Below are 23,499 nucleotides of genomic sequence, written 5' to 3' on the forward strand. Positions count from 1 at the left end.
TGATGGGAGCGCGCCCGCGCCTTATTTGGCCGGCGCCGTTTCGGCCTTGGCGGCCGGCGCAGCGCTGGCGGGCACGGCGCCATCCTCGATCGCCTCGGGGTGCATGGGCCGGCGTGCATAGCGCTGGGCCAGCACGGCGCAGACCATGAGCTGCAGCTGGTGGAAGACCATCAGCGGCAGCACGATGGCGCCCACCGCGCTGGACTCGAACAGCACCTTGGCCATGGGCACGCCGCTGACCAGGCTCTTCTTGGAGCCGCAGAACACCAGGGTGATCTCGTCCTCCTTGGAAAAGCCCAGGCGGCGCGCCGTCCACGACGTGATGACCAGCACCAGGGCCAGCAGGATGGACGACAGCAGCAGCAGGCCCAGCAGCGCGGGCAGGGGCGTCTGCTGCCACAGGCCGCTGATGACGGCGGCGCTGAAGGCCGTGTACACCACCAGCAGGATGGAGCCCTGGTCCACGAACTTCACGCGCTTGGCATGGCGCGAGATGAAGCCGCCGATCACGGGCCGCAGCAGGTGGCCCAGCACAAAGGGCAGCAGCAGCTGCAGCGCGATCTTGCCGATGGCCTGCAGCGCGTCGCCCCCTTCGGCGCTCTTGTGCAGCAGCATGCTGACCAGGATGGGCGTGATCACGATGCCCATCAGCGTGGAGGCCGATGCGCTGCACACGGCGGCGGGCATGTTGCCGCGCGCCATGGCCGTGAAGGCGATGGCCGATTGCACCGTGGCCGGCAGCGTGCACAGGAAGAGCACTCCCATGTACATCTCGGGCGTGACCAGCGGCTCGAGCACGGGGCGCAGCGCCCAGCCCAGCAGGGGAAAGAGCACGAAGGTGGCCGCGAAGATGGTCAGGTGCAGGCGCCAGTGGCCTATGCCGGCAAAGATGGCCTCGCGCGAGAGCTTGGCGCCGTGCAGGAAGAACAGCAGGCTGACCATGAGCGTGGTCGCCACCTCCAGCCATTGCGAGACGGTGCCCGAGGCGGGCAGGAAGCTGGCCAGTGCCACGGTGGACAGCAGCATCAGCGTGAAATTGTCAGGGGCGAAGCGGGGGCGTGCCATGGGAAAACTCTCTCCAACTAACTATCGGTTCGTGCAGCCAGGCTGCAAGGCCCCGATTGGACGCCACGGCCATTGAAAAGAGAAATGGATTTATCTGATGGTTTTATAATTTTTCCGTATGAATATCAGCCTGCGCCAGCTGCGCGCCTTCCTGGCCGTGGCGGAAAGCCGCAACTTCAGCCGTGCCGGCGAGCTGATGGCGCTGACCCAGCCCGCCGTCAGCCGCAATGTCACCGAGCTGGAACAGGCCCTGGGCGTGCAGCTTTTGCACCGCACCACGCGCGAGGTGGAACTGACCGACGCCGGCCGCCTGCTGCAGGGCCATGCCACGCGCGTGCTGGATGCGCTGGATGAGTGCCTGCTCGAAGTCAGCGGCCTGGCCACCCAGCGCCTGGGCAAGGTGCGCGTGGCCAGCAGCCCCACGCTGTCGGCCCACCTGATGCCGCGCTGCATTGCGCGCTGCCGCGAGCAGGCGCCGGGCATCGAGCTGCTGCTGCTGGACCGCATCCAGAGCGATGTGCTGCAAAGCGTGCGCAGCGGCGAGGTGGACTTCGGCGTGGTCATCGACCCGCAGGGCCGCGACGACCTGCACTGCGAAACCATACTCAGCGAGCCCTTTTGCCTGGTCTGCCCGGCCACGCACCGGCTGGCCCGCAAGCGCCAGGTGGCCTGGAGCGACCTGGCCGGCCAGCCGCTGGTGCTGCTGGACCACGCCTCGGGCAGCCGCCGCCTGATCGACGCCGCGCTGCAGGCCCACGACGCCGAGGCCGCCGTGGTCCAGGAAGTCGGCCACACCACCACCATCTTCTGCATGCTCCAGGCGGGCCTGGGCCTGAGCGTGGTGCCGGAACTGGCCGTGCCGCAGGAATGGCGAACTCCCGCGAGTGGAGCCGCCCCCGACGCCCTCGCCAGCCGCCCCCTGCTGCCGCGCGTGCAGCGCGACATCATGCTGGTGCGCCGCCGCCAGCGCGAACTGTCGCCCGTGGCGCAAAGCGTTTGGGATTTGATCAGGGGGGAGGCGGCGCAGCTGTGAGGCTGTGGCGGGCGAGGATCAATCCATGTGCCAGTTCAGGCACTGCAAGTCGGGCACACGAGAAAACTCCCGGATATTGCGGGTGACCAGCGCTGCCTGATGGCGCAATGCAGTTGCTGCGATCAAGGTGTCGTGCGGCCCTATCGGCGTGCCCTTGGCCTCCAGCGCTGCGCGTATGCGGGCGGCATGAGTCGCGCATTCGCTGTCGAATGCCAGCAACTGCATGGGGCGCAGGAGTTGAACCAATGCCTCAAGACGAGGCGCGGAGGCGGCTGGTGGCAAGCGTTGCAGTCCATAACGCAGCTCGTACTCCACGATGGCCGGTACGCCGATGTCGTTGGGGCGCAAAGCCTGCAGGCGAGGCACTACCTGCGGGTCTCCGCGAAAGTAATAGCTGATGGTGTTGCTGTCGAGGATCAGCATGGCCGCATGTCAATAGCCGACTCGGGGCACATCGGCGGCAACTGGAGCGTTATGTTCGTTCGCAAGAGGGAAATCGGCGAAGCGACCTGCCAGCTCAATGCATTCCTGAGGCCATTCATGCGCTGCGTACTTGCGAATGACCTCGGCGACCCAGCGGCTCTTGGACATGCCATTGGCTCTGGCCGCCTCTTCCACCAGAGCTTGGGTGGTGTCGTCCAAATAGAGTGTGATTTGCGACATGGCAGCTACTCCTTGAGCGGGGGAACGGGTTCAAAAAGTATATGTGCAACCATAATTGCCCAGTTCAAGACCCAGTTCCCCTCCGAGGCTGGCGCATCACACAACACCCCCACAAGCCGCCGCATACGGCCTGATCGCCTCGCGCACGCGGTCCAGCACCAGCGCGTGGGGCGAGGGGGCCAGCCGCCCGGCGCGCACGGCCTGGTATTGGGCTGGGAGGAACTGGCTGAGCATGTTCTCGGGCAGGGCGCAGGCGGACAGGTTGTCCAGCAGCCGGGCCACGGCGGCGTTCACCGTGGGGTCGGCCCAGTAGTAGCGGATGCGGTCGCTGTAGCTGTAGATGCGCAGCAGCCTTTGGGCGCCGGGATCGGGCTGCTCGCCGCGGTAGTAGCGTTCCCAGCTGGCGGGGCGGCCCAGCATGGCGGACTCCAGCACGGCGGGCAGGTGGGAGCGCTGGTGCGCGTCGATGAGCTGCTCTTCGATGGCGGCCAGCGCGAACAGCACCTCGCGCAGCGCAAAGGTGGCGCCGGGGCCGACCTTGAGGATGGCAAAGCCGTCCTGCACCAGCTGGCGCAGGGCCTCGGGCCGCTGGTAGTCGGTGGAGTGGGCCTCGAAGACCAGTTGCGGGTGCTGGGCCAGCAACTGCTTGAGGTCGGCCGCTTCGCCGGGCGCGTAGTCCACCACGCGCGTGTGATCGAACTCCACGCCGGGCTGGACCACCATGGCAATGATGCGCGGCCAGACGGGGTCCAGCCCCTGTTGCGCGAAGACGTCGCGGTGCACCTGCAGCGTGCGCTGGGCGTCGGCGCGGGCAGTGACTTGCACATGCTCCAGCGCATGCGCGGCGCCGCCGGGCACGGGCACTTCGGTGCCGATCACGTAGACGGGGCCGGGCGCCGGGCAGGTGCTGCCGCGCTCGGCCGCCTGGCAGAGCAGGGCAGCGCGGCGGGCCACGGTTTCGTCGTCCAGCGCCTGGGGGTCGTCTGCGCAGGCCATGCTGGCGTCCAGGTGCAGCTTCACGAAGCCGGCCGCTGCATAGGCGTGTACCAGGTCCTGCGCCAGGTCCATGGCCTCGGCGGCAGGCAGGTGCGTCCACGCCGTGGGGCCCAGGTGGTCGCCGCCCAGCAGCACGCGCTCCAGCGGCAGGCCGACGCGGCGGGCGATGGTCAGCACGAAGCGGCGGAAGTCGGCGGGCTGCATGCCGGTGTAGCCGCCGAACTGGTTGACCTGGTTGGCGGTGGCTTCCACCAGCAGGGGCGTGCCGTCGTCCAGCGCCTGGTGCATGGCGGCCTCGATGACCAGGGGATGGGCCGAGCAGATGGAGTAGATGCCGAGTGCGTTGCCTGTTGCGCGCGCATCGCCTGCGGCTGCTGGCGTTTGCGTGGAGCGTGACTGCACTAGGCGGGTGAAGTGGGTGAGATGGGTGGGGTGGGTGAGGTGGGTGGGGTGGGTGAGGTGGGTGGGGTGGGTGGGGTGGGCGGGCATGGTTTCAGCCCTCCATCACCGCATGCCGCAGGTGCTGCGGCTGTTGTGCCAGCAGTGCGTCGAGCCCCGCAAAGCCGGATGTCCCCTCCATCGGCCCCTTGCTGGAGACGGCGAGCGCGCCGGCCGCATTGGCGTAGCGCAGCGATTGCAGCGCGGTCTTGCCCAGGCGCCGGCAGGCGATGAAGGTGGCGCCAAAGCAGTCGCCCGCACCCGTGGGGTCGGCCACGTTCACGCGGAGGGCGTCGAGGTCGATGCGCTCGTCGGCACTGAAGTAGCTGCAGCCGTCGGCGCCGCGCTTGACCACGATTTCGCGCACGCCTCGCGCGAAGATCTCGGCGATGGCGCCGGCCTCGTCGGCCGAGCGGGCCAGCTGCGTGACCTCGTGGCCGCTGGGCAGGAAGATGTCGGTGAACTCCAGGATGTAGGCCAGGGCTTCGCGCATTTCGGGGATGCGCAGCATCTCCTTGCGCACGTTCGGATCGAAGGACACGGTGCCGCCCTGGGCCTTGACGATCTCGATGGCCTTCTTCATTGCATCGATGATGCGAAACGAGAACAGCGACGAGCCCATGACATGGAAGTGCGCGCAGTCCTTGAGCACGGCCTGGTTGACCTGCTCGGGCTGCAGCTGTGCCGAGGCGCTGTTGGTGATGTTGAAGATGAAGTCGCGCTCGCCGCTGTCGCGGTAGGTGACGAAGGCGCTGCCCGTGACGGCGCCCTTGCACACGGCGATGGCGCTGGTGTCCACGCCGTCGCGGCGCAGGCGGTCGATGTTGAGCCAGCCAAAATCATCATCGCCCACGCAGCCGATGATGGCGGCCGGATGCCCCAGCCGGGCCACCTGGTCGATGAAGATGGCGGGCGCCCCGCTGGCATAGGGCCCGGCCAGCGGCCCCGGCGCGCGAAAGCTCTGGCCTTTTCGCTCGGCCATGATTTCGACGAGGATCTCGCCCATGGTCATGATGGATTGCATGCTCTCCCTCCCTTTGGAATCAAACCCCGTGCGCCGTTCGCTGCACCGCCGGCCCATGCGTCAGCGCCTGCGCCTGCTGTGCACATCGATGCACACGGCCACCAGAATCACGCTGCCCTTGACGATGAGCTGATAGAAGTAGGGCACGCTCATCAGGTTCATGCCGTTGTTGATGACGCCGATCATCAGCGCCCCTATCAAGGTTCCCGCAACGCTGCCGTGGCCTCCGGCCAGGCGCGTGCCGCCCAGCACGGCGGCGGCAATGGCGTCCAGCTCCCAGCCCATGGCCGCGTTGGGCTGGGCCGAGTACAGGCGCGAGGTGAGCAGCAGGCCGCCCACGGCCGCCATCAGCCCCGACAGCATGAAGATGGCGATCTTCAGCCGCCCCACCCGTATGCCCGCATAGGTGGCCGCCTCGGCATTGCCGCCTGCCAGATAGGTCTTGCGGCCAAAGACGGTACGGGCCAGCACGAAGTGGTTGGCGGCCAGCAGTGCGGCCAGGATCCAGATGGGCACGGGCATGCCCAGCCATTCGCCGTTGCCGATCCACAGAAAGGCCTCGTTGTCCACCGGCGCCGGCATGCCGCCCGAGACGATATAGGCCAGACCCCGGAAGATGCCCATGGTCGCCACCGTCACGATGAAGGACGGCAGATGCAGCAGCGCCGACAGCGAGCCGTTGAGCGCGCCCAGCAGCAGGCCGCACAGCAGCACGGCGGGCAGCACCAGGGCGGGCGCCAGGCCCTGGCCCAGCATCAGGCCGGCCGCGCTGCCGGCCAGGGCGACCACCGATCCCACCGAGAGGTCGATCTCGCCCAGCAGCAGCACATAGGTCATGCCGAAGGCCACGATGGCGATGATGGACACCTGCAGCAGCACGTTGCGCAGGTTGCCGCCCGTCAGAAAGGCCGGCGACAGCAGGGAGAACAGCAGCACCAGGGCGGCCAGGCCCATGAGGGTGCCGGCGTGGCGCCGCAGCGATCGCCAGCCACCTCGCAAGCCGTCTCGCCATGTTTCCTGGCTGTCCGGGATGCTTTCGGCGGCGTCGGCGGCGTTGGAGGCCTTGGAGGAGCCAGGCGCGGTGATGCTCAGTTCGGAAGGGGTCATGGCAGTCCTGCTCCGGTGGCGTGCGCCATCACGGTCTCCTGGCGCAGATGAAGGGTGTCCAGGCTCTGGACGAGGCGCTTGTTGCGCATGACCAGCAGCCGGTCGCTCATGGCCAGTGCCTCGGGCAGTTCCGACGACACCAGGATGACGGCCGTGCCGGCCGCTGCCAGCTCGCGGATCAGGGCATAGATCTCGAACTTCGCGCCCACGTCGATGCCGCGCGTGGGCTCGTCCAGCACCAGCAGCCGGGGGCGCATGGCCAGCCATTTGGCGAACACGATCTTTTGCTGGTTGCCGCCCGACAGCTGGCGCACGGGCTGGTGCAGGCCGGCAACGCGTATCTTCAGCCGCTGCACGCAGGCGCGGGCCAGCGATTGCTCGGCGGCCTCGTCGGTGAGCAGTGCGCCGCCGCGCCCGCTGTGCACCTGCACCATGCAGATGTTGTGCTGCACGGACTGGTCCAGCACCAGGCCTTGCTCCTTGCGGTTCTCGGTCACGAAGGCCATGCCCTGGCCAATGGCGTCGGCCGGCGAGCGCAGGCGCAGCGGCCGGCCGTGCATGAGGATGCTGCCCGTGCAGCGGTGCATGCCGAACAGCGCATCCATGACATCGGACCGGCCCGAGCCGACCAGCCCGAAGAAGCCCACGATCTCGCCCGCGTGGACCTCGAAGTCAATGCCTTCGAAGCGCCCGGCCTGGCCCAGTCCGCGCACCTGGAGCAGGGCGCGCGTGCTGCGGTCAGGGGCGGGGCCGCGCGGCGGATAGATGTCCTGCATCTGGCGCCCCACCATGAGCGCGATCAGCGCCCCGATGTCGGTCTCGTCCCGCGCCAGGGTGCAGATGGAGCTGCCATCGCGCATGACGGTGATCTGGTCGGAGATGCGCATGATCTCGTCCATGCGGTGCGAGACGTAGATGATGGCGCGCCCTTCGGCCTTGAGACGGGCGATGAGGGTGAAGAGAATCTGCGCCTCGCTGTCGCTGAGCGAGGACGTGGGCTCATCCATGATGACGATGCGCGCGGGCTGGCACAGCGCCTTGGCGATCTCCACCAGCTGGCGCTGGGCCAGCGACAGTTCGGCCACCTGCGCGTTGGGGTCCAGGTCCATGCCCAGGCGGGCCAGCAGTGCGGCGGCGTCGCGGCGCAGTGCGCGGCGGTCCACGCAGCCGGCCCGCTGCGGGAGCCGCGCGGCAAACAGGTTGTCCGCCACGCTGAGGTTGGGCGCCAGGCTCAGCTCCTGGTGAACGATGGCGATGCCGTGGCGCTGCGCATCGGCGGCGCTGGCCAGCTCGGTGCCGGTGCCCTCGATCAGCAGCTGGCCGCCATCGGGCCGGTGCACGCCGGCCAGGATCTTGAGCAGGGTGGATTTGCCGGCCCCGTTCTCGCCCAGCAGCGTGTGCACCGTGCCTGCGCGCAGGCGGAAGGAAACGCCTTTGAGCGCCTGCACGGCGCCGAAGGATTTGGCCAGCGCCCGGGCCTCGAGCATGGGGGGCGGCGCAACGGCGTCGAGCATGGCACGGCCTGGGTGGCTGTGTGCAGTGGGGCCTGGCATGGCGGGCTCCGCAGGTCCATTTACCTGGCGGCAGCCGTGTACACGCCGGGCAACACGGGGTGGAATTTTTCCACCGGCTTGCCCGACAGCAGCTGCGCGGCAATGGCCACGGCTTGCAGTCCCAACTGGTCGGGGTACTGGCGGATCACGCCCACGAAGGCCGGCTCCCGGTCCACGGCCGCGCGCGCCTCGGCCATGCCGTCAAAGCCGACGATCTTGACCTGCTCCAGCTTTCTTGCGCCCTTGACGCTGGCCAGTGCAGCCAGGGCCGCGTCGTCGCCAAACCCGAAGATGCCTGCCAGGTCGGGGTGGGCCTGCAGCATGTTCTGCGAAGCGGCCAGGGCCTCGGCCCGCGTGATGCCCGGCTGCACGGAGACGATCTTCATGCCGGGGAAGGTGGCGATGGCGGACTTGAAACCCTCCACGCGATCGACCACGGACTGTATGGACGGGTAGTGCAGCACGCCGATCTGGCCCTTGCCGCCCGTGGCCCGACCCATGAGCTGGCCGGCCAGCACGCCGCCCGCGCGGTTGTCGGTGGCCACGTGCGACGCGACCTCGACCCCGCTGGCGGCAATGTCCACGGTGATCACGGGAATGCGGGCGGCGGCAGCCTTGAGCACGGCGGCCTTCACGCCCCGGGAATCGACGGGCGACAGGATGATGGCATCGACCTTCTTGCTGACGAAGTCCTCCACATCGGAGATCTGCTTGCCCAGGTCCTGGTTGGCAATGCTCAGGTCCAGCTTCAGCCCCTGCCGCGCGGCTTCCTGCTGCATGGCCTGGGCCAGCTCCAGGTAGAACGGGTGCTGCTGCGTGAGCAGGGACACGCCGAGGGTGCGGGCAGGGTTGGGGCCGGGGCCCGGCTGTGCAAGCGCCGGGCTGGCCGGCAGGCCGAATGTGAATGCGCCGGCCAGCATGCGCCGGAGAAACGTGTTGCGGTCCATGGCTGTCTCCCTCCCTCTGTCGTTGTGGAAAAAACTCAGGTTCTGGCGAATTCGATGCGGCCCTCGGCCTTGCGGGTGGCCTGCAGCCGGTGGTGCGCCAGCAGATCGAAGGCGCCCGGCTCCATGTCCTGGTGGGCGCACAGGCCGTCGATCTGGGCGATATCGCAGACCGGGTGCCCGCCCGTGGTGCTGTCCAAATCCAGGGCCAGCGCCACGGCCTTGGTGCTGTGCTCCACGGCCGCCGAATACAGGCGAGCCGCGCCTGGGTCGCGGCACAGCAGGCGGTTGCGGTCGTCGATGCCGCAGATCTCGAACAGGCAGATGTCCAGCGGCCGGGCCCGCAGGCCCGCTTCTGCCCCGGGGCCGATGAGGCCGGGCTCGTCGCCGGCCAGCGCGCCGCCCGTGACGTGAATGGCGCAATCGAGAAACTGCCGCGCTGTCGCCACCATGGCCAGGTCGTGCAGCGTCAGCGCAATGCCCTGGCGGCTGGCCAGCAACGGCAGCACGCGGTGGGTGATGCGGCCGCTGCCCAGGAAGACCGAGGCGTCGTCCTCGATCCAGCCCCGCGCGCCCTGGGCCACCTGGGCCTGCGCCGGGCCTTGCGCGGCGGCAGGGGCGCCGGGCAGCTCGGCGGCCGTCTTGAGCAGGGCCGGGTTGTAGCGCGCCTTGCCGAAGGCGCGCACCACATAGCCTTGCTGCTCAAGGTAGTGCAGATCGTTGCGGATGGTGACGGTGGAGACGCCGAAGAGCACGCTCAGCGCCTCCACCCGCACCTCGTCGGTCTTGCGCGCCAGCTCCACGATCTGCAGCCTGCGCTTGAGTGAACTGTTGCCTTGGTCCTGCATGTGTTCTTTCGATTCGAAAGTTTTTTATTTCGTATCGAAAGTTTCCTTGCGTGCAAACGCCACGTCAAGCGCTCCCCGGGTATTCACCGGGGCGTCCGCTTCGGGGAGGGCTATCGGCTGGCCACGCCCAGGTTCACGACCACCGGGCGCTGCAACTGTGCCGTCCAGGCCCGGTAGGTCCGGTGGGCCAGGGCGTTCAGCACGGGAATGCGCAGGTCCAGGTGGCGCAGGATCTCGCTCTCGGTCTGCGCCGCGGGGCCGCGTGCGCGCAGCAGCTCGTCATGGCCTTCGGTGCACCAGGCGGCCACGCTGGCGGCGGTCACTTCCATGTGGCCCTGGAAGGCCCAGTGCCGGCCGTGGCGAAAGCCCTTGTTCAGGCAGTGGCTGCCGTACATGGTGCGCACGGCGCCGCGCGGGATCTCGAAGGTGTCGTAGTGCCAATGGAAGATCGTCGCCTCGCGCGGCAGGTCCATGACCTGCTGGGCGGCGGCCGTCACCCAGATGCGGCTCCAGCCAATGTTGGGGCAGGGGTTGCGCCAGACCCTGGCGCCCATGGCACGCGCCAGCATCTGTGCGCCGAAGCAGTGGCCGAGCACGGGGATGTCGCTGCGCAGCGCATCGGCCAGCAGGGCCTGTTCATCCTCCATCCACGGCAGGCCCTCGTTCACGCTGTGGTTGCTGCCCAGCACCACGATGCCGCTGTAGTCGGCGGCGTGCACAGGGGCTGTGCCATCAAGGGCGGGCTGCAACAGTCGGTAGGGAATGCACTGCTGCTCCAGGTGTTCACGCAGAACGCCGGGGCCCTGGGCGGATTCGTGCTGGAGGATGGCGACAGGTCTCATGGCGGCGCGGCTTCATCGGGAAGCCATTTGTTGTGAGGCCTTGACTCTAGGGACGGCTGCCTCAAGGGCGGATTGTGTTTGCGCACAACGCCATCAAGGCCGCATCAAGGCCGCCCCATGCCTTGCGCAGGCCCAACGCAAAAAGGCGCCACGGCCGTGGCGCCTTTGATGGTGGCAACTACGTCAATCGTGGTGCCGCCCGGAGCGCTGCGGGCCCGCCTGCCTGCCACGGCGGCGCAGTCCCAGCGCCGCCGCGCCCAGCAGGAGCAGGGAGGCCCAGGCCCCGCCCACGGGGATGGCTGCGACGGAGTCGCTGCCTGGAACATCGTCCGCGCCAGGCGTGGTCTTGGTGGTGGTCGCAGTGCTTGAGTCGACATCGCCCGTCGCCTGGATCTGGGTGACCGTGATGGTCACCGATCCCTTGGGCAGGCCGCTCACGTCTGTGGCAGGAGTGGTCCAGTGGCCATTGCCATCGCAGGGCACGGTCACCACCACGGCCTTGGGTGCCGTGCCGATGTTCACCGTCACGCTGCCGCCGCCGGCCGTGCAGGTGCCAGAGAGGATGTAGCCGCCCTGGTTGCCCGCGTCTATCGGGGGAGGATTCACCACCGTGACCGAGGGCGTGGTGGGCGGCGTGGTATCGACCTTGGTGACCGTGGCATCGGCCGTGCCCGAATTGCCGGCGGCATTGGTCTGAGCCACATGGATGCCCACCGTGCCCGCAGGCAGTGCGCTCACGTCGGTGGCGGGGGTGGTCCAATCGCCATTGCTGTCGCAGGGCGCAGTGGCCACCACCGCGTTGGGCGCCGTGCCTATGGTCACCGTAACGCTGCCTGCGCCGACTGTGCAGGTGCCAGAGAGGATGTAGGCGCCCTGGTTGCCAGCATTGATCTGGGGTGGGGTGCCCACTGTGACCACAGGCAGCGTGGTGTCTGCCTTGGTGACGGAGACATTGGCGGTCCCTGTATTGCCAGCCGCATCGGTCTGGCTTGCCTGGATGGGCACCGTGCCCGCAGGCAGCTCGCCCAGGTCGGTGGCGGCAGTGGTCCATTGGCCGTTGCTGCCGCACGCTGCGATGGCTTCCACGGAGTTGGGCGCCGTGCCGATGCGCACCCTGACATCGCCATCGCCGGCCGTGCAGGTGCCCGAGACGGTGTAGCCGTGCTCATTGCCGGCATTGATCGCGGCTGCGTTGTCCACCGCGACCACGGGTGCCGTCGTGTCCGTGGCTGCGGCCGTGGTCTTGGTGGTGATGACACTTCGCGTGCCGGCGTTGCCGGCCGCATCGGTCTGGGTGGCCGTGATGTCCACCGGACCCAGGGGCAGGCTGGCCACATTGGCAGCCGGTGCCGTCCAGGCTCCGGCTGCATTGCAGGCCGTCGTCATGGTCACGAACTTCGGGGCCGTGCCGATGGTCACCTTCACATTGCCATCGCCCGCGGTGCAACTGCCTGCGACGATGTAGGCGTCCTGGTTGTCTGCATTGATCACCGGGGACGTGGTGATGTCTACCTCAGGTGGCGTGGTATCCCCTTGCGCTGCGGTGCAGTCGGCAAGCGAGGCTTGCGAATGGCCCAAGACGAGGTTGATGTCGGCGAGGGTGGGTATTTTCGCGCCAATGCGCAGGGCATTGACTTCCATTCCCCCATCCACGGGATTTTGCTCATTGAATACGATTTCCAGAATTCCGGTATTCAGTCCGGTATTGGGGGATGGATTCAGTGGAATTGGGACAGGGATACCGAGCACGGAGATGCTCAGGTTCGCGATGGTCGCGGCCCCGGTGGGCTGGACGGCACCATTGACGCAGGTTGCCTGCACTTGGGACTGCAGCACATCAGCCTTGATGGCCACGACGCCAGCGAGGGACAGGTTGATGTCACTGATGCCTGCGGTTGTTTCGACGCGGTTTTGCGCCAGCGAGCTCCCGGTGCTTGCCGAGAGCACACCCGCCTTCAATGAAATCAAGCTATCTTTGGAGCCCCCGATGTCTGCAGCAAGCATTTTCCCGGAGACATTGAACGCCGGCGGCGCACTCTGCAGTCCGGTATCTACCAGCGGGATATCCAGCCCGAGGCCTACCAATGAAACGCCGGCCTTCACTTCCAGCGCATAGCCGCGACCTTCCCCTGCCGAGGCGGCCCATGCGGTGCCACCCGTCCCAAAAACGATTGTGCAGCTGACTGCCATTGCCGCCGTAAAGCCGGCCAATTTCCGTCGATTTCCCGCGCCACGCTTTTGCATGCCATCGCCCTTTCATGAGTTCCTGAATTGAATGACCATCAAGCCGATGAATGGCTTGCCTGTTTTCAAAAGCGGAATCTAAAGGGTTGATTGCGTTTTGTAATGATCTTTTTGATGAAAATCGGATTTTCAGAGTCGTCCTAGGATTATTGAGGAAATGGGATTTATCCTAGGAATAGCTTATTTGATCTCGGATGTTTCTGATTGATTATAAAAATACCGTTTTTCAAGAGCTTCTGAGAAGTGTCCTGGCCGGGTTTTCGAGGCGCTTGGCATGCCCCCGCAATTTGTCCTACGCAGCAATTCGCCTGTGGCCTTGCCGCAGGGTTGGACAGGTGCGGCCCAGCACGCAGGGGGCCGCAGCCGGGGTGCGTTACGGCTTGGGTGTTTGCCTGCCCAGGCGCAGCTCGCTGACCAGCACCCCGCCCACGATCAGCGCGGCCCCCAGAATTGCCAGCCCCGGCAGCCGGTCGCCGGCCATGCGTCCCACGATGCCGGCCCAGACCGGCTCGCTGGCATAGATCACGGTCGCACGCGTGGGCGACAGGGACTTCTGGGCCCAGTTCATGGTCAGCTGGATCAGGATGCTGGCGCAGGCCATGGCCACCGCGGCGGACAGCCAGACCCATGAGAAATCGGGCACGGATTCGCCCGCCACCGGCATGGCCAGCAGCGCCATGACGCCGGCCGCCAGCAACTGCACCGTGGTCACGCGCCGCGCATCGACCTTGCCCGCGAAATGCCCGATCAGCAGCACCTCGGCCGCAATGGCCAGCGTGCTCAGCATGGTTGCCATCTCGCCCACGTTCAACTCCATGCCGCCGGACTCCGGTCCCGCCACCAGCATCAGGCCCGTGAAGGCCAGGCCGATGCCTATCCAGCTCATCAATCGCGGCGGCTTGCCCATCACCAGCCATTGCACAAGAGGCACCAGCGGCACATACAGCGCCGTCAGAAACGCCGACTTGCTGCTGCTGATGGTCTGCAGCCCGAAGGTCTGCAGGCCATAGCCCAGGAAGATGCTGGCGCCGATGGCGATGCCTGCCACCAGCTCGGTGCGCGTGAGCCCGGCCATGGCCTTGCGAAACACCAGCAGCCCGATCAAACCCGCCGTGACAAAGCGCAGACCCACAAAGAACAGCGGCCCGCTGTGCTGCATGGCCAGGTGGACCACGAGAAAGGTGCCGCCCCAGACCATGGTGACGGCAATGAGGGCCAGCTCCTGCCGGCTGAGCAGCGGCGTGCGCGAACTGTGAGAAGATGACGTGTGCAACATATTGCGCAGATCATATGAGAAATATATTGCACAGCGCTGGCGAGCGCTCCGATGTCCTGGCTTTCGTCAGCGAAAACCTGCGCCGCCTGCGCCAGCGTGCAGGACTGAGCCAGGCGGCCCTGGCCGAGGCCGCAGGCCTGAGCCGGCGCATGGTCGTGCAGCTGGAAGGCGGCGACACCAACATCAGCCTGTCCAGCCTGGACAGGCTGGCCGACGCGCTGGGCGCCAGCTTCATAGAAATCGTCAGCGACCCGGCCGCGCAGCGCCTGCGCATGGACGCCATGGCCTGGCGCGGCACCCGGCCCGAAAGCCAGGCCATGCTGCTGGGCAGTGTGCCTGCAACGCGCGAGGCCCAGCTGTGGTCCTGGTCCCTTGGGCCCGGCGAACGCTACCAGGCCCAACCCGACCCGGAAGGCTGGCATGAAATGATCGTCGTGGTCGAAGGCCGCCTGCTGGTGGACCTGAGCGAAGGCCCCATGACCATCGAGGCGGGCGACTACGCCATCTACGGCAGCGCCCAGGACTACGCCTACGTGAACCTGCACGAAGGCGTGACGCGGTTCATTCGCAATGTGATTTCCTGAGGGCGCTACAGCGGTCTGTGCCGTTCTCTGGGCAAGGCACTGTCGTCAGTGAAATGCGGTGGCCTGCGGTGCCGCTTCAGACTGGCAGTTGAAGAAATACACAAGGTCGGACGCTGTCATGACGCGGCCGTAATGGGGATTGGATTGCGCGCCTTCCAGTGACCTGCCCGAGCGGCGTGCAATGGCTGGCGCAACGCTCATGTCCAGATCATCACCGTCCAAACCGAGTTCTTCCTCAAGCTAGTCGGGTGCGCGGACAGGGAAGCTCTTTTGGTAGCTGAGCAGTTCTTCCTGAAGCTGTTCATACACAGCGCGGACTACCAAAGGATCTGTGCTGCGCAAATCAAAGGAACGGGCAAAGCCGCAGATCGACTCGCCGTTTTTTCTGGGGCTGGCACATCGTGGGCGCTGTCCATGTGCTGCTGGCGCTGATCTTTGGCGCGGCCTATTCGTCCACGGGTTGTGCGCGCCGCAGCAGCTGTGCGTGCAGCGGACCCAGGCGCGCCTCGATGTGCTGGCGTTCGCTTTCGCCAAAGACGGCCGCCTTGTCCCGCTCGTCAGGCTTGAAGCGCTGGTCCAGCGCCTTGGCATGCTGGCGAAGGCGTGCGGCGATGCGCTGGCGCGCCGCCTCGCCTGCATGCAGGTCGAAGCGCCGGGCTATCTGCCCCATGGCTTCGGCATCCAGCTGGCGATAGTGCAGCACAGGAACGCCCTGGCTTTCGTGCAGATCCCGCATCCGCTCCATCATTGCCTGCAGCACGCGCATGCGGTGGTCGAGCACGGAGACAAAGGATTGGCTGCCACTGCCGGAACAGAAAACCGGACCGGCGCCAGCCAGCGACGGGTCGCCCGACATGTGCCGGCCGGCTTGCCTGTGGTGTGAGGCCAGGATCTCCACAGGATCGCGGACCAGCATCAGGCCGGGCACCTCGGGGTAGAGATCGTGCAGCAGCTCCCACTGGAAAATGTCCCAGGCATTCCACTTGACCACCAGGTTACGGCGCCCCGGCACGGCCGCGGTGATGGCCGACACCAGGCCGGCAATGCCATCGCGCTTTTGCGCCCGGTCCAGCGAGCTGTCCAGCAGCAACTCGGTGAACACAGGTGGCTCCGACAGGACCAGCGTGCCGTCCAGTTCGGAAAGGCAGCCCGAGACCAGGGTGGAGCCGCAGCGCGAGAGGTGGAAGATGAAGCCGGCAGGCGGGTGGCCCCCGGGCCTGGGAGGGGATTCCGCGCACAGGCCGGCCAGCGGCGTGCGCGGCCGGATGAACTGGTTCAGCAGCCTGCGCTGCAGGCAGCGGCTGATGTACTCGTCATGAAACGGCTCGGTGGCAGCGCCATCCGGCAGGCACCAAAGGATGCTGCGCGTGCGTGCCTCATACCTGTGTGGCAGCCAGCCACCGGCCAGCAGTGCGGCAGTCGGCACGGCAGCCGCCTGGTTCAACTGCTGCAGCGCCTGCATGAGGCGACCATCGTTCCAGGCGGGAAGACACCACAGCAGGCGCAACTGCACCAGTAGCGACTCCATGCTCCTGGCCTGCTGGAACAGGGTGTGCTGCCGGGGGCTTGCGATCAGTTCGGCAAAGGCCGCCTGCAGCTCATGCATGGGCGTGTCCCTTGCCGATGCTGTCTGCCAGCCAGGTGTTGGCAAGGCAGTCGATGACCAAGTGGGTGCGGTCCCGGGTGCCCCGGTTCACCACTTCATGCGTGGCATCGGCATTGAAATACCAGAGCTCCCCTGCGGCCATGGGGATCGTGCGGCCTTCCACGATGAACTGCACATCCGGATGTGTGTGCACGGGCACATGCAGCCGAGCCTGGCCATGCGCCAGGCCCAGCCCACTGTCGCGATGCGGCTTGATGGATGAGCCGGCCTTCAGCTGCATCAGGCGCACAGAGCGCAGCGGGCACTGCAGTTGCTCCAGCACCTGGCGTATGGCGGGGCAGTGTTGCAGCAGGGGCAGGTCCTCCCAATCCTCCTCGGGTTCCTCGATGGAGAAGCTCTGGAGAATGGGGTGGGCCGCCACATGCTGGCGCTGGCAGCGCAGCGGCATCACACGCCATACGCCTTCGTAGCCGCCGTGGTTCACGTGGTCGCACCATGGCGATGACAGCAGCGCATCCACCTCCTCGCGCAGCGCCTGCAGCGCAACCCTGGCATCAAGCCGCGCAAACAGGGGCGTGCCGGCACAGGCGTCTTCATGCGCGCAGGACAGGGCGGGCTTGGCATTCATTGCAGCGCCTTGACCAGTGGCAGGGGGCCGGTCATCAGCGGCGCCATGCCCTGGGCGGGCGTGCCCGGCGCAGTCGGCTGCCCCTGCAGCAGCAACGCCTGCAGGCGCGAAACACATGCGGCCACGCTGAGCTGGTCCGTGCGCAGGGTCAGATCCGCTGCCACAGGGGGTTCATAGGGCGAGTCGATTCCGGTGAACTGACGCAGTTCGCCGCGGCGCGCTTTTATGTACAGGCCCTTGGGATCCCGCCGCTCGGCAACGGACAGGGGAACATCCACGAACACCTCCAGGAAGTCACCCTTGTCGAACAAGGCCCTGGCAGTGTCGCGCTCGCTACGGAAAGGGGAAATGAAGGCCGCGATCACGATCGTGCCCGCATCCACGAAAAGCCGGGCGACCTCCGAGACCCTGCGTATGTTCTCCGCCCGGTCTTCTTCGGAAAAGCCCAGATCGCGGTTCAGCCGGCTGCGGATGTTGTCCCCGTCCAGCACATAGGTACGCCGGCCGGCTGCGTGCAGATGCGCCTGCAGCGCATTGGCGATGGTCGATTTGCCGGACCCCGAAAGTCCGGTCAGCCATATCGCAACGGCTTTATGACCATGGAGTATCTCCCGGTCTTGCCTTGAAACGGAAGACAGTTGGTCATGTATGTCGGGCGGCGGATTTTGGCCGGAAAACAGCATGGATTCAATACGGGAAGGAAAGGCCTGGAGTGGATGCTGAGTGCATCAGGTATGCAGGAATATCGATGGATTGTAAGAAATTTTCAAGAAGAAATTGCTGAAGCGGTTTTTCGTTGTGTGGCCGGATTCAAGCGCTTTCATTGGTCATTTATTTTCTTCTTCAGAGGAGGATGGCGGACAAGAGATGTGCTTTTGGTGATCATCAGTAAATGCTTATATTTTTCATGATTCTTGATAATTCATTTGCAATAGTCATTGATTATTTCGATTGAACATGTTGCTGCGGTTTTGGTGAGTGATTGATTTCTTGTTATCAATAGCATGGTGCGAATTGAGAATATAAGACAGATAAATCTGCGTCTGATGGCGAATGGTTGGACAATCTGTTCAATGCATATGCGCGACATATCACTGAAACCAGGTACTGGCTGCAGATTCCAGATGTCCGGCGCCCGGCGCTGTCCCGCATGCCTGAAGGAGGGGGGGGGCTGCTCGGGGCTGACTTTGAAAGTGAGAGGCTGCGCGGTGCCGGCGCAGAGAGAAGGCGCCGCCTCCAGGCGAAGCACCGATCAGCCGTTGGTGGTTAGGCGGCTCGTTGAGCTTGCCTGACCTCTGACGGGCAACTGCCGGTGATCTCGCTGGCCTGTGATCTCCGGGTTGATACTTAATGTCTGAACATGTATAGACAACTACAGTCAGCCCTATCAAGGAGGTGCATATGGACCGAGGCAGGCTGTTCCGGGGTTGGTACATCGTGGGCGCTGTCCATGTGCTGCTGGCGCTGATTTTTGGTGCCGCCTATTCGTTCGGGGCGTTTTTTGCCAGCATCCAGGCACAGTTCGGCGCCAGCAGCTTCTCCACGGCTTCCATCTTTTCATTGACGGCACTGATCTACTACGCCGTCGGCGTGTTCTCGGGCGCCTGGAGCGACAGGACCTCGGTGCGCACCGTCACCTCGGCCGGCATTGTGCTGCTGTCGCTGGGCTTTGTGGCCAGCAGCCTGCTGACATCATCGCTGGCGGCTTTCCTGGGTGCCTTCTGTGCGCTGGTCGGGCTGGGAGTTGGTCTGGTCTACGTGCCTGCTGTCTCCACCATTCAGCGCTGGTTCGTGCTGCGGCGTAGTTCGGCTTCGGGTATCGCGCTTGCCGGCACCGGACTTGGAACGCTGCTCGGGCCCGTGGTGGCCGGCGCACTCATGGAGCATCTGTCCTGGCAACTGACCATGCAGGTCTATGCCGCAGCCATCGCACTGGCCGGCCTGGCTGCCGCAGCCGCCCTGCGCAGCAGGCCCGAGGAGCTGGGCCTGCATCCCGATGGCATCCAACCCGGCAGCGCCAAGGCTGCGGGGCAGACGGGCCAAGGTGTGGTGGGCGTCGGCCTGGGGCAAGCGGCCCGGCAGGCGCGCTTTTGGTGGTATTTCGCCGCCATCTTCTTCGGCTCCATCGGCCTGTTCCTGGCGCTGATCCACATCAATCCGCTGGCGCGTCAGCAGGGGCTGCCTGCCGCGCAGGCCAATTTGCTGATCGGGCTGATCGGCGTCGGCAATGTGCTCGGGCGTCTGGTGCTGGGGCGGCTGGGCGACAGGATGGGGCCGCTGCGCTTTCTGATGGTGCTGACCGCGAGTCTGGCCCTGCTGTGCGGGCTGTGGTCCATGGCGCATGGCTTCACGGCCCTGGCGGGATTCGCACTGGCATTCGGTGCGGTCAATGGCGGCTGCATCGCGCTGTACCCGGCCGTGGCTGCCACCTGGTTTGGCACGCGGAGCCTGGGCGCCATCCTGGGTGCGCTCTACGTGTCGGTCGGTATTGCTGCCGTGGCAGGGGGCAGCCTGGCGGGGCTGCTGTTCGATCTGTCGGGCAGCTACACGTCGTCCATTTTGCTGGTGGGCGGCAGCGCTGTACTGTCGGCCCTCGCGGTGCGGATGGCGGCGCGCGCAGGAGGCGCGAAGCCACAAGCATGACCCAACGAAAAAGCCCCTGGCTCTTGCGAACCAGGGGCTTCTTGTTTGGTGCCGGAGAAAGGAATCGAACCCTCGACCTTCTCATTACGAATGAGCTGCTCTACCAACTGAGCTACACCGGCGACAGACAAAAATTATAACGGCAAATTCATGCCTCGGAATGGTACTGCGTCACTTTTTCGACTTCGTTCTTGGAGCCGAGGATGACGCTCACACGTTCGTGCAGCTGGGTGGGCTGGATGTCGAGGATGCGCTGCTTGCCGTTGGTGGCGGCGCCGCCGGCCTGCTCTATGAGCCAGGACATGGGGTTGGCTTCGTACATCAGGCGCAGCTTGCCGGGCTTGTTGGGCTCGCGGCGGTCCCAGGGGTACATGAAGATGCCGCCGCGGGTCATGATGCGGTGCACGTCGGCCACCATGGAGGCGATCCAGCGCATGTTGAAGTCCTTGCCGCGCGGGCCTTCCACGCCGGCCAGGCATTCGTCCACGTAGCGCTTGACGGGCGTATCCCAGTGGCGCATGTTGGACATGTTGATGGCGAATTCCTTGGTGTCTTCGGGGATGCGGATGTTTTCCTGCACCAGCACGAAGGAGCCTTGCTCGCGGTCCAGCGTGAACATGGAGACGCCGTCGCCCACGGTCAGCACCAGGGTGGTCTGGGGGCCGTAGATGCAGTAGCCGGCCGCGACCTGCTGGGTGCCGGGCTGCATGAAGTCCTGCTCGGTCACGCCGGGGTGGCCTTCGGGCTTCTTGAGCACGCTGAAGATGGTGCCGATGGAGACGTTGACGTCGATGTTGGACGAGCCGTCCAGCGGGTCGAACATCAGCAGGTATTCGCCGTGCGGGTAGCGGTTGGGCACCAGGTAGATGCCTTCCATTTCCTCGGAGGCCATGGCTGCCAGGTGGCCGCCCCATTCGTTGGCCTCGATCAGCACCTCGTTGGCGATGATGTCCAGCTTCTTCTGGACTTCGCCCTGCACGTTCTCGCTGCCGGCCGTGCCCAGCACGTCGCCGATGGCGCCCTTGTTGACGGATTGGCTGATGCGCTTGCAGGCACGGGCCACGACTTCCAGCAGCAGGCGCAGCTGGCCGGGGATGAGGCCGTCCACGCGTTGCTGCTCGACCAGGTAGCGGGTCAGGCTGACGTTTTTCTTCATGGGTTCAACTCCTAAAAATCCGGGAGGCGCGGCCTGGGCCGCGCCTTGGGTCAATCCGCGAGGGCGCGGGTAACGACTTCACGCACGTCGTTGCTCAGTTCAGCGCGGGCCGCCACGCGGGCGACGGCCTCGCGTGCGGCCGTGCGGTAGGGCTCGGCCAGCTTGCTCCAGCGGTCCAGGGCGCGCGCCAGGCGGGCAGCGACCTGGGGGTTGATGGCGTCCAGCTCGATGACGCGCTCGCTCCAGAACACATAGCCCGCCGCGTCGGCGCGGTGGAAGGCGCCGGGATTGGCGCTGCAGTAGCTGAAGATCAGGCTGCGCGCGCGGTTGGGGTTCTTGATCTGGAAGTCGGGGTGCTTCATCAGCTGCTTGACGGCCGGCAGCACGTTGCCGCCACGGTCGCAGGCGCCGCCTTGCAGCGCGAACCACTTGTCCAGCACCAATGCATCGTGCTGGAACAGCTTGTGGAAACGCGCCAGGGCCTGGGCGGCCAGCGGATGGCCGCTTTGCACCAGTGCCGTCAGGGCGCTCATGCGGTCGGTCATGTTGCCTGCGTCCTTGAAGCGCTGCAGCGCTTTGCCGGGCCAGACGCTGTCGCCGGAGGCGCGTGCGGCCAGGCACAGCATGGACAGGGCCAGGCCTGCCAGCGCACGGCGGCCGGAGCTGACGGGGTCGGGGCGGTAGGCGCCGGTGTCGCTGTGCTCTTGCCATGCCTGCTGCCAGTCGGCCTGCAGCTCGGTCGCCAGTTGCTGGCGCATGGCTTCACGCACGGCGTGCACGCGCTGCGGATCGACCACGGCCAGTTGCTCGGCGATGTAGCTTTCGCCGGGCAGGGCCAGCATCAGCTCCTTGAAGGCCGCATCCAGCTGGGGATGGCGCAGCACGCCGCGCATGGCCTCGATGAAGGAGGCCGGCAGCAGGGCGGCCGTGATCTGGCCGCTGGCGTCTGCCGTGATGGAGGTGTCGCCAATGGCCTGCAGCGCGATGCGCAGGCCCAGGCGCTGGCCGGCTTCCCAGCGGTTGAAGGCGTCGCTGTCATGGGCCAGCAGGGTCAGCAAGGCGGCATCGCTGTCGCTGTGCTGCAGCACCACGGGGGCGCTGAAGCCGCGCAGCAGCGAGGGCACGGGCTCCTGGTCCACGTCGGTGAAGACGAAGATGTGGCTGGGCTCGGACAGCACCAGCAGGCGGCTGTCGCCCGCTGCCGCCTGGTCCTCGCCCTGCAGGCGCAGGGTCAGCGCGCGGCCGTCCTGGCCCAGCAGGCCCATCTGCACGGGGATGACGAAGGGCAGCTTCTCTGCCTGGCCGGGCGTGGGCGCGCAGCTTTGGCTCAGGGTCAGCGTGTAGGTGCGTGCGGCGGCGTCGTAGCTGCCTTCGGCGCGCAGCTGGGGCGTGCCGGCCTGGCTGTACCAGCGCTTGAACTGGTCCAGGCGCTGGGCCAGCTCGCTGCCGGGGTTGGCGTCGGCCATGGCCTGGGCGAAGTCGTCGCAGGTGACGGCGTGGCCGTCATGGCGCTCGAAATACAGCTTCATTCCCTTGGCAAAGCCTTCGCGGCCCACCAGGTTGTGCTGCATGCGCACGACCTCGGCACCCTTTTCGTAGATGGTGACGGTGTAGAAGTTGTTGATCTCGATGTAGCTGTCGGGCCGCACCGGGTGGGCCATGGGGCCCGCATCTTCGGGGAACTGGGCGGTGCGCAGCACGCGCACGTCCTCGATGCGCTTGACGGCGCGTGCCGAGGGGCTGCCCGCCATGTCCATGCTGAATTCCTGGTCGCGGAAGACGGTCAGGCCTTCCTTGAGCGACAGCTGGAACCAGTCGCGGCAGGTGACGCGGTTGCCGGTCCAGTTGTGGAAGTACTCGTGGCCGACGACGGACTCGATGTTGGCGTAGTCGGTGTCGGTGGCCGTGGACTGGCTGGCCAGGACGTACTTGGTATTGAAGACGTTCAGGCCCTTGTTCTCCATGGCGCCCATGTTGAAGTCGCTGGTGGCGACGATCATGAAGCGGTCCAGGTCCAGGGACAGGCCGAAGCGGGCCTCGTCCCAGGCCACGCTGGCCATGAGGGAGTTCATGGCGTGCTCGGTCTTCTCCAGGTCGCCGGGGCGCACGAAGACCTGCAGCAGGTGGTCGCGGCCTGCGCGGCTCTTGATCTTTTGCTCGCGCGCAACCAGATTGCCGGCCACGAGGGCGAACAGGTAGCTGGGCTTTCTATGCGGATCGGCCCACTTGGCGAAGTGGCGGCCGTCTTCCAGCGCGCCTTGCTCGACCAGGTTGCCGTTGGACAGCAGCACCGGGTACGCGGTCTTGTCGGCGCGCAGCGTCACGGTGTACATGGCCATCACATCGGGACGGTCCAGGAAATAGGTGATGCGGCGGAAACCCTCGGCCTCGCACTGGGTGAAGAACGTGCCCTGGCTCACATACAGGCCCATGAGCTTGGTGTTCTTGGCGGGCGCGCAGGTGGTGAAGATTTCCAGATCGACGGGGTCGCCGCCCTCGGGCAGGTTCTCCAGCACGAGCTGATCGCCGTCCATCTTGAACGAGGTGCCGCCGCCGTTGACCAGCACGCGCGCAAGGTTCAGTTCATCGCCGTCCAGGCGCAGCGGCTGCGCCGGCACCTCGGTGTTGCGGCGCACGCGCATCTTGTTGAGCACGCGGGTCTTGGCCGGATCGAGATCGAAGGTCAGGTCCACGGTGTCGATCCACCAGGCAGGAGCCTGGTAGTCGGCGCGGTGGATGGCGGTGGCAGGGGCCTGCCCGTCACGCAGTTGCAGCATACAGATTCCTTCCTATGCCAATATCAGGGGACAGAGTTCAAGCCCCTGTGCGGCCGGTGCCGCCCAGGGGCT

General features: G+C 66.2%; 22 protein-coding genes and 1 tRNA gene. 4 read left to right on the forward strand and 19 right to left on the reverse strand.

Translation table 11 applies throughout. The annotated features are described in order from the left end of the window. Positions 1-21 precede the first annotated feature (21 nt). Positions 22-1,065, reverse strand: coding sequence for a bile acid:sodium symporter family protein (locus tag AC57B5_RS03215; protein ID WP_034392464.1), 1,044 nt, complete (start codon positions 1,063-1,065; stop codon positions 22-24). 118 nt (positions 1,066-1,183) lie between these two features. Here AC57B5_RS03215 and AC57B5_RS03220 point away from each other — a divergent pair, with 118 nt between their 5' ends. Then, positions 1,184-2,098 carry a LysR family transcriptional regulator gene (locus tag AC57B5_RS03220; protein WP_192367868.1) on the forward strand — a complete coding sequence of 305 codons (915 nt, stop codon included), beginning with the start codon at positions 1,184-1,186 and terminating at the stop codon, positions 2,096-2,098. 18 nt (positions 2,099-2,116) lie between these two features. Here the strand turns inward: AC57B5_RS03220 and AC57B5_RS03225 are convergent, their stop codons facing one another. The 10 genes from AC57B5_RS03225 to AC57B5_RS03270 form a co-directional block, all read right to left on the reverse strand. Then, entirely contained in the window at positions 2,117-2,521 is a 405-nt protein-coding gene (locus AC57B5_RS03225; RefSeq protein WP_319072858.1) for a type II toxin-antitoxin system VapC family toxin, read from the reverse strand. A gap of 9 nt (positions 2,522-2,530) precedes the next feature. Further along, positions 2,531-2,761 carry a ribbon-helix-helix domain-containing protein gene (locus AC57B5_RS03230; protein ID WP_496398713.1) on the reverse strand — a complete coding sequence of 77 codons (231 nt, stop codon included), beginning with the start codon at positions 2,759-2,761 and terminating at the stop codon, positions 2,531-2,533. 96 nt (positions 2,762-2,857) lie between these two features. Then, on the reverse strand, positions 2,858-4,246 hold the full coding sequence (locus tag AC57B5_RS03235; protein WP_496398714.1) for a D-tagatose-bisphosphate aldolase, class II, non-catalytic subunit: 1,389 nt from the start codon (positions 4,244-4,246) through the stop codon (positions 2,858-2,860). 4 nt (positions 4,247-4,250) lie between these two features. Continuing rightward, positions 4,251-5,219 (reverse strand): tagatose kinase, encoded by a 969-nt coding sequence (locus AC57B5_RS03240; RefSeq protein WP_207444200.1) that lies wholly within the window; start codon positions 5,217-5,219, stop codon positions 4,251-4,253. A 60-nt stretch (positions 5,220-5,279) separates the two neighbouring features. Then, complete coding sequence (locus AC57B5_RS03245; RefSeq protein WP_496398715.1) at positions 5,280-6,326, reverse strand: ABC transporter permease; 1,047 nt, start codon at positions 6,324-6,326, stop codon at positions 5,280-5,282. After that, on the reverse strand, positions 6,323-7,840 hold the full coding sequence (locus tag AC57B5_RS03250; protein ID WP_496398716.1) for a sugar ABC transporter ATP-binding protein: 1,518 nt from the start codon (positions 7,838-7,840) through the stop codon (positions 6,323-6,325). Before AC57B5_RS03250 ends, AC57B5_RS03245 begins: the two co-directional genes overlap by 4 nt. Before the next feature lie 59 nt (positions 7,841-7,899). Then, entirely contained in the window at positions 7,900-8,826 is a 927-nt protein-coding gene (locus AC57B5_RS03255; protein ID WP_496398717.1) for a substrate-binding domain-containing protein, read from the reverse strand. A 35-nt stretch (positions 8,827-8,861) separates the two neighbouring features. Beyond that, a complete protein-coding gene (locus AC57B5_RS03260) occupies positions 8,862-9,671 on the reverse strand; it encodes a DeoR family transcriptional regulator (RefSeq protein WP_496398718.1) in 810 nt (269 codons plus the stop codon). A gap of 110 nt (positions 9,672-9,781) precedes the next feature. After that, positions 9,782-10,513, reverse strand: a complete 732-nt coding sequence (locus AC57B5_RS03265; RefSeq protein ID WP_012205023.1) for a type 1 glutamine amidotransferase — start codon at positions 10,511-10,513, stop codon at positions 9,782-9,784. Between the two features lie 183 nt (positions 10,514-10,696). Then, positions 10,697-12,091, reverse strand: a complete 1,395-nt coding sequence (locus tag AC57B5_RS03270) for a hypothetical protein (RefSeq protein ID WP_496398719.1) — start codon at positions 12,089-12,091, stop codon at positions 10,697-10,699. Here AC57B5_RS03270 and AC57B5_RS03275 point away from each other — a divergent pair. Further along, positions 12,083-12,475 carry a hypothetical protein gene (locus AC57B5_RS03275; protein ID WP_496398720.1) on the forward strand — a complete coding sequence of 131 codons (393 nt, stop codon included), beginning with the start codon at positions 12,083-12,085 and terminating at the stop codon, positions 12,473-12,475. The genes AC57B5_RS03270 and AC57B5_RS03275 overlap by 9 nt on opposite strands. Before the next feature lie 655 nt (positions 12,476-13,130). Here the strand turns inward: AC57B5_RS03275 and AC57B5_RS03280 are convergent. Then, entirely contained in the window at positions 13,131-14,033 is a 903-nt protein-coding gene (locus AC57B5_RS03280; RefSeq protein WP_013802833.1) for a DMT family transporter, read from the reverse strand. Positions 14,034-14,047: 14 nt separating this feature from the next. Here AC57B5_RS03280 and AC57B5_RS03285 point away from each other — a divergent pair, with 14 nt between their 5' ends. After that, positions 14,048-14,617, forward strand: a complete 570-nt coding sequence (locus AC57B5_RS03285; protein ID WP_013802832.1) for a helix-turn-helix domain-containing protein — start codon at positions 14,048-14,050, stop codon at positions 14,615-14,617. 45 nt (positions 14,618-14,662) lie between these two features. Here AC57B5_RS03285 and AC57B5_RS03290 read toward each other — a convergent pair whose 3' ends face one another. From AC57B5_RS03290 to cysC, 4 genes are all read right to left on the reverse strand, one after another. Then, positions 14,663-14,818 (reverse strand): hypothetical protein, encoded by a 156-nt coding sequence (locus AC57B5_RS03290; protein WP_496398721.1) that lies wholly within the window; start codon positions 14,816-14,818, stop codon positions 14,663-14,665. A gap of 244 nt (positions 14,819-15,062) precedes the next feature. Then, positions 15,063-16,223 (reverse strand): sulfotransferase family protein, encoded by a 1,161-nt coding sequence (locus AC57B5_RS03295; RefSeq protein WP_496398722.1) that lies wholly within the window; start codon positions 16,221-16,223, stop codon positions 15,063-15,065. Further along, positions 16,216-16,851, reverse strand: a complete 636-nt coding sequence (locus AC57B5_RS03300; RefSeq protein WP_496398723.1) for an aspartyl/asparaginyl beta-hydroxylase domain-containing protein — start codon at positions 16,849-16,851, stop codon at positions 16,216-16,218. The genes AC57B5_RS03295 and AC57B5_RS03300 overlap by 8 nt, the downstream gene beginning before the upstream one ends. Beyond that, positions 16,848-17,534, reverse strand: a complete 687-nt coding sequence (gene cysC, locus AC57B5_RS03305; RefSeq protein ID WP_496398724.1) for an adenylyl-sulfate kinase — start codon at positions 17,532-17,534, stop codon at positions 16,848-16,850. Before cysC ends, AC57B5_RS03300 begins: the two co-directional genes overlap by 4 nt. Positions 17,535-18,252: 718 nt before the next feature. On the opposite strand from cysC, the gene AC57B5_RS03310 reads away from it, so the two are divergent. Further along, positions 18,253-19,494 (forward strand): MFS transporter, encoded by a 1,242-nt coding sequence (locus tag AC57B5_RS03310; protein ID WP_099752468.1) that lies wholly within the window; start codon positions 18,253-18,255, stop codon positions 19,492-19,494. Positions 19,495-19,540: 46 nt separating this feature from the next. On the opposite strand, the gene AC57B5_RS03315 is transcribed toward AC57B5_RS03310, so the two are convergent. The 3 genes from AC57B5_RS03315 to pepN all read right to left on the reverse strand — a co-directional run bounded on the left by AC57B5_RS03315 (position 19,541) and on the right by pepN (position 23,427). Then, a tRNA-Thr gene (locus AC57B5_RS03315) sits at positions 19,541-19,616 on the reverse strand. Between the two features lie 26 nt (positions 19,617-19,642). Beyond that, entirely contained in the window at positions 19,643-20,650 is a 1,008-nt protein-coding gene (locus tag AC57B5_RS03320) for a class 1 fructose-bisphosphatase (protein WP_013802818.1), read from the reverse strand. Positions 20,651-20,700: 50 nt separating this feature from the next. After that, positions 20,701-23,427, reverse strand: a complete 2,727-nt coding sequence (gene pepN, locus AC57B5_RS03325; protein ID WP_496398725.1) for an aminopeptidase N — start codon at positions 23,425-23,427, stop codon at positions 20,701-20,703. Positions 23,428-23,499 lie beyond the last annotated feature (72 nt).

This window comes from Delftia sp. BGA-UO-ETr-SB1 (assembly GCF_059567865.1).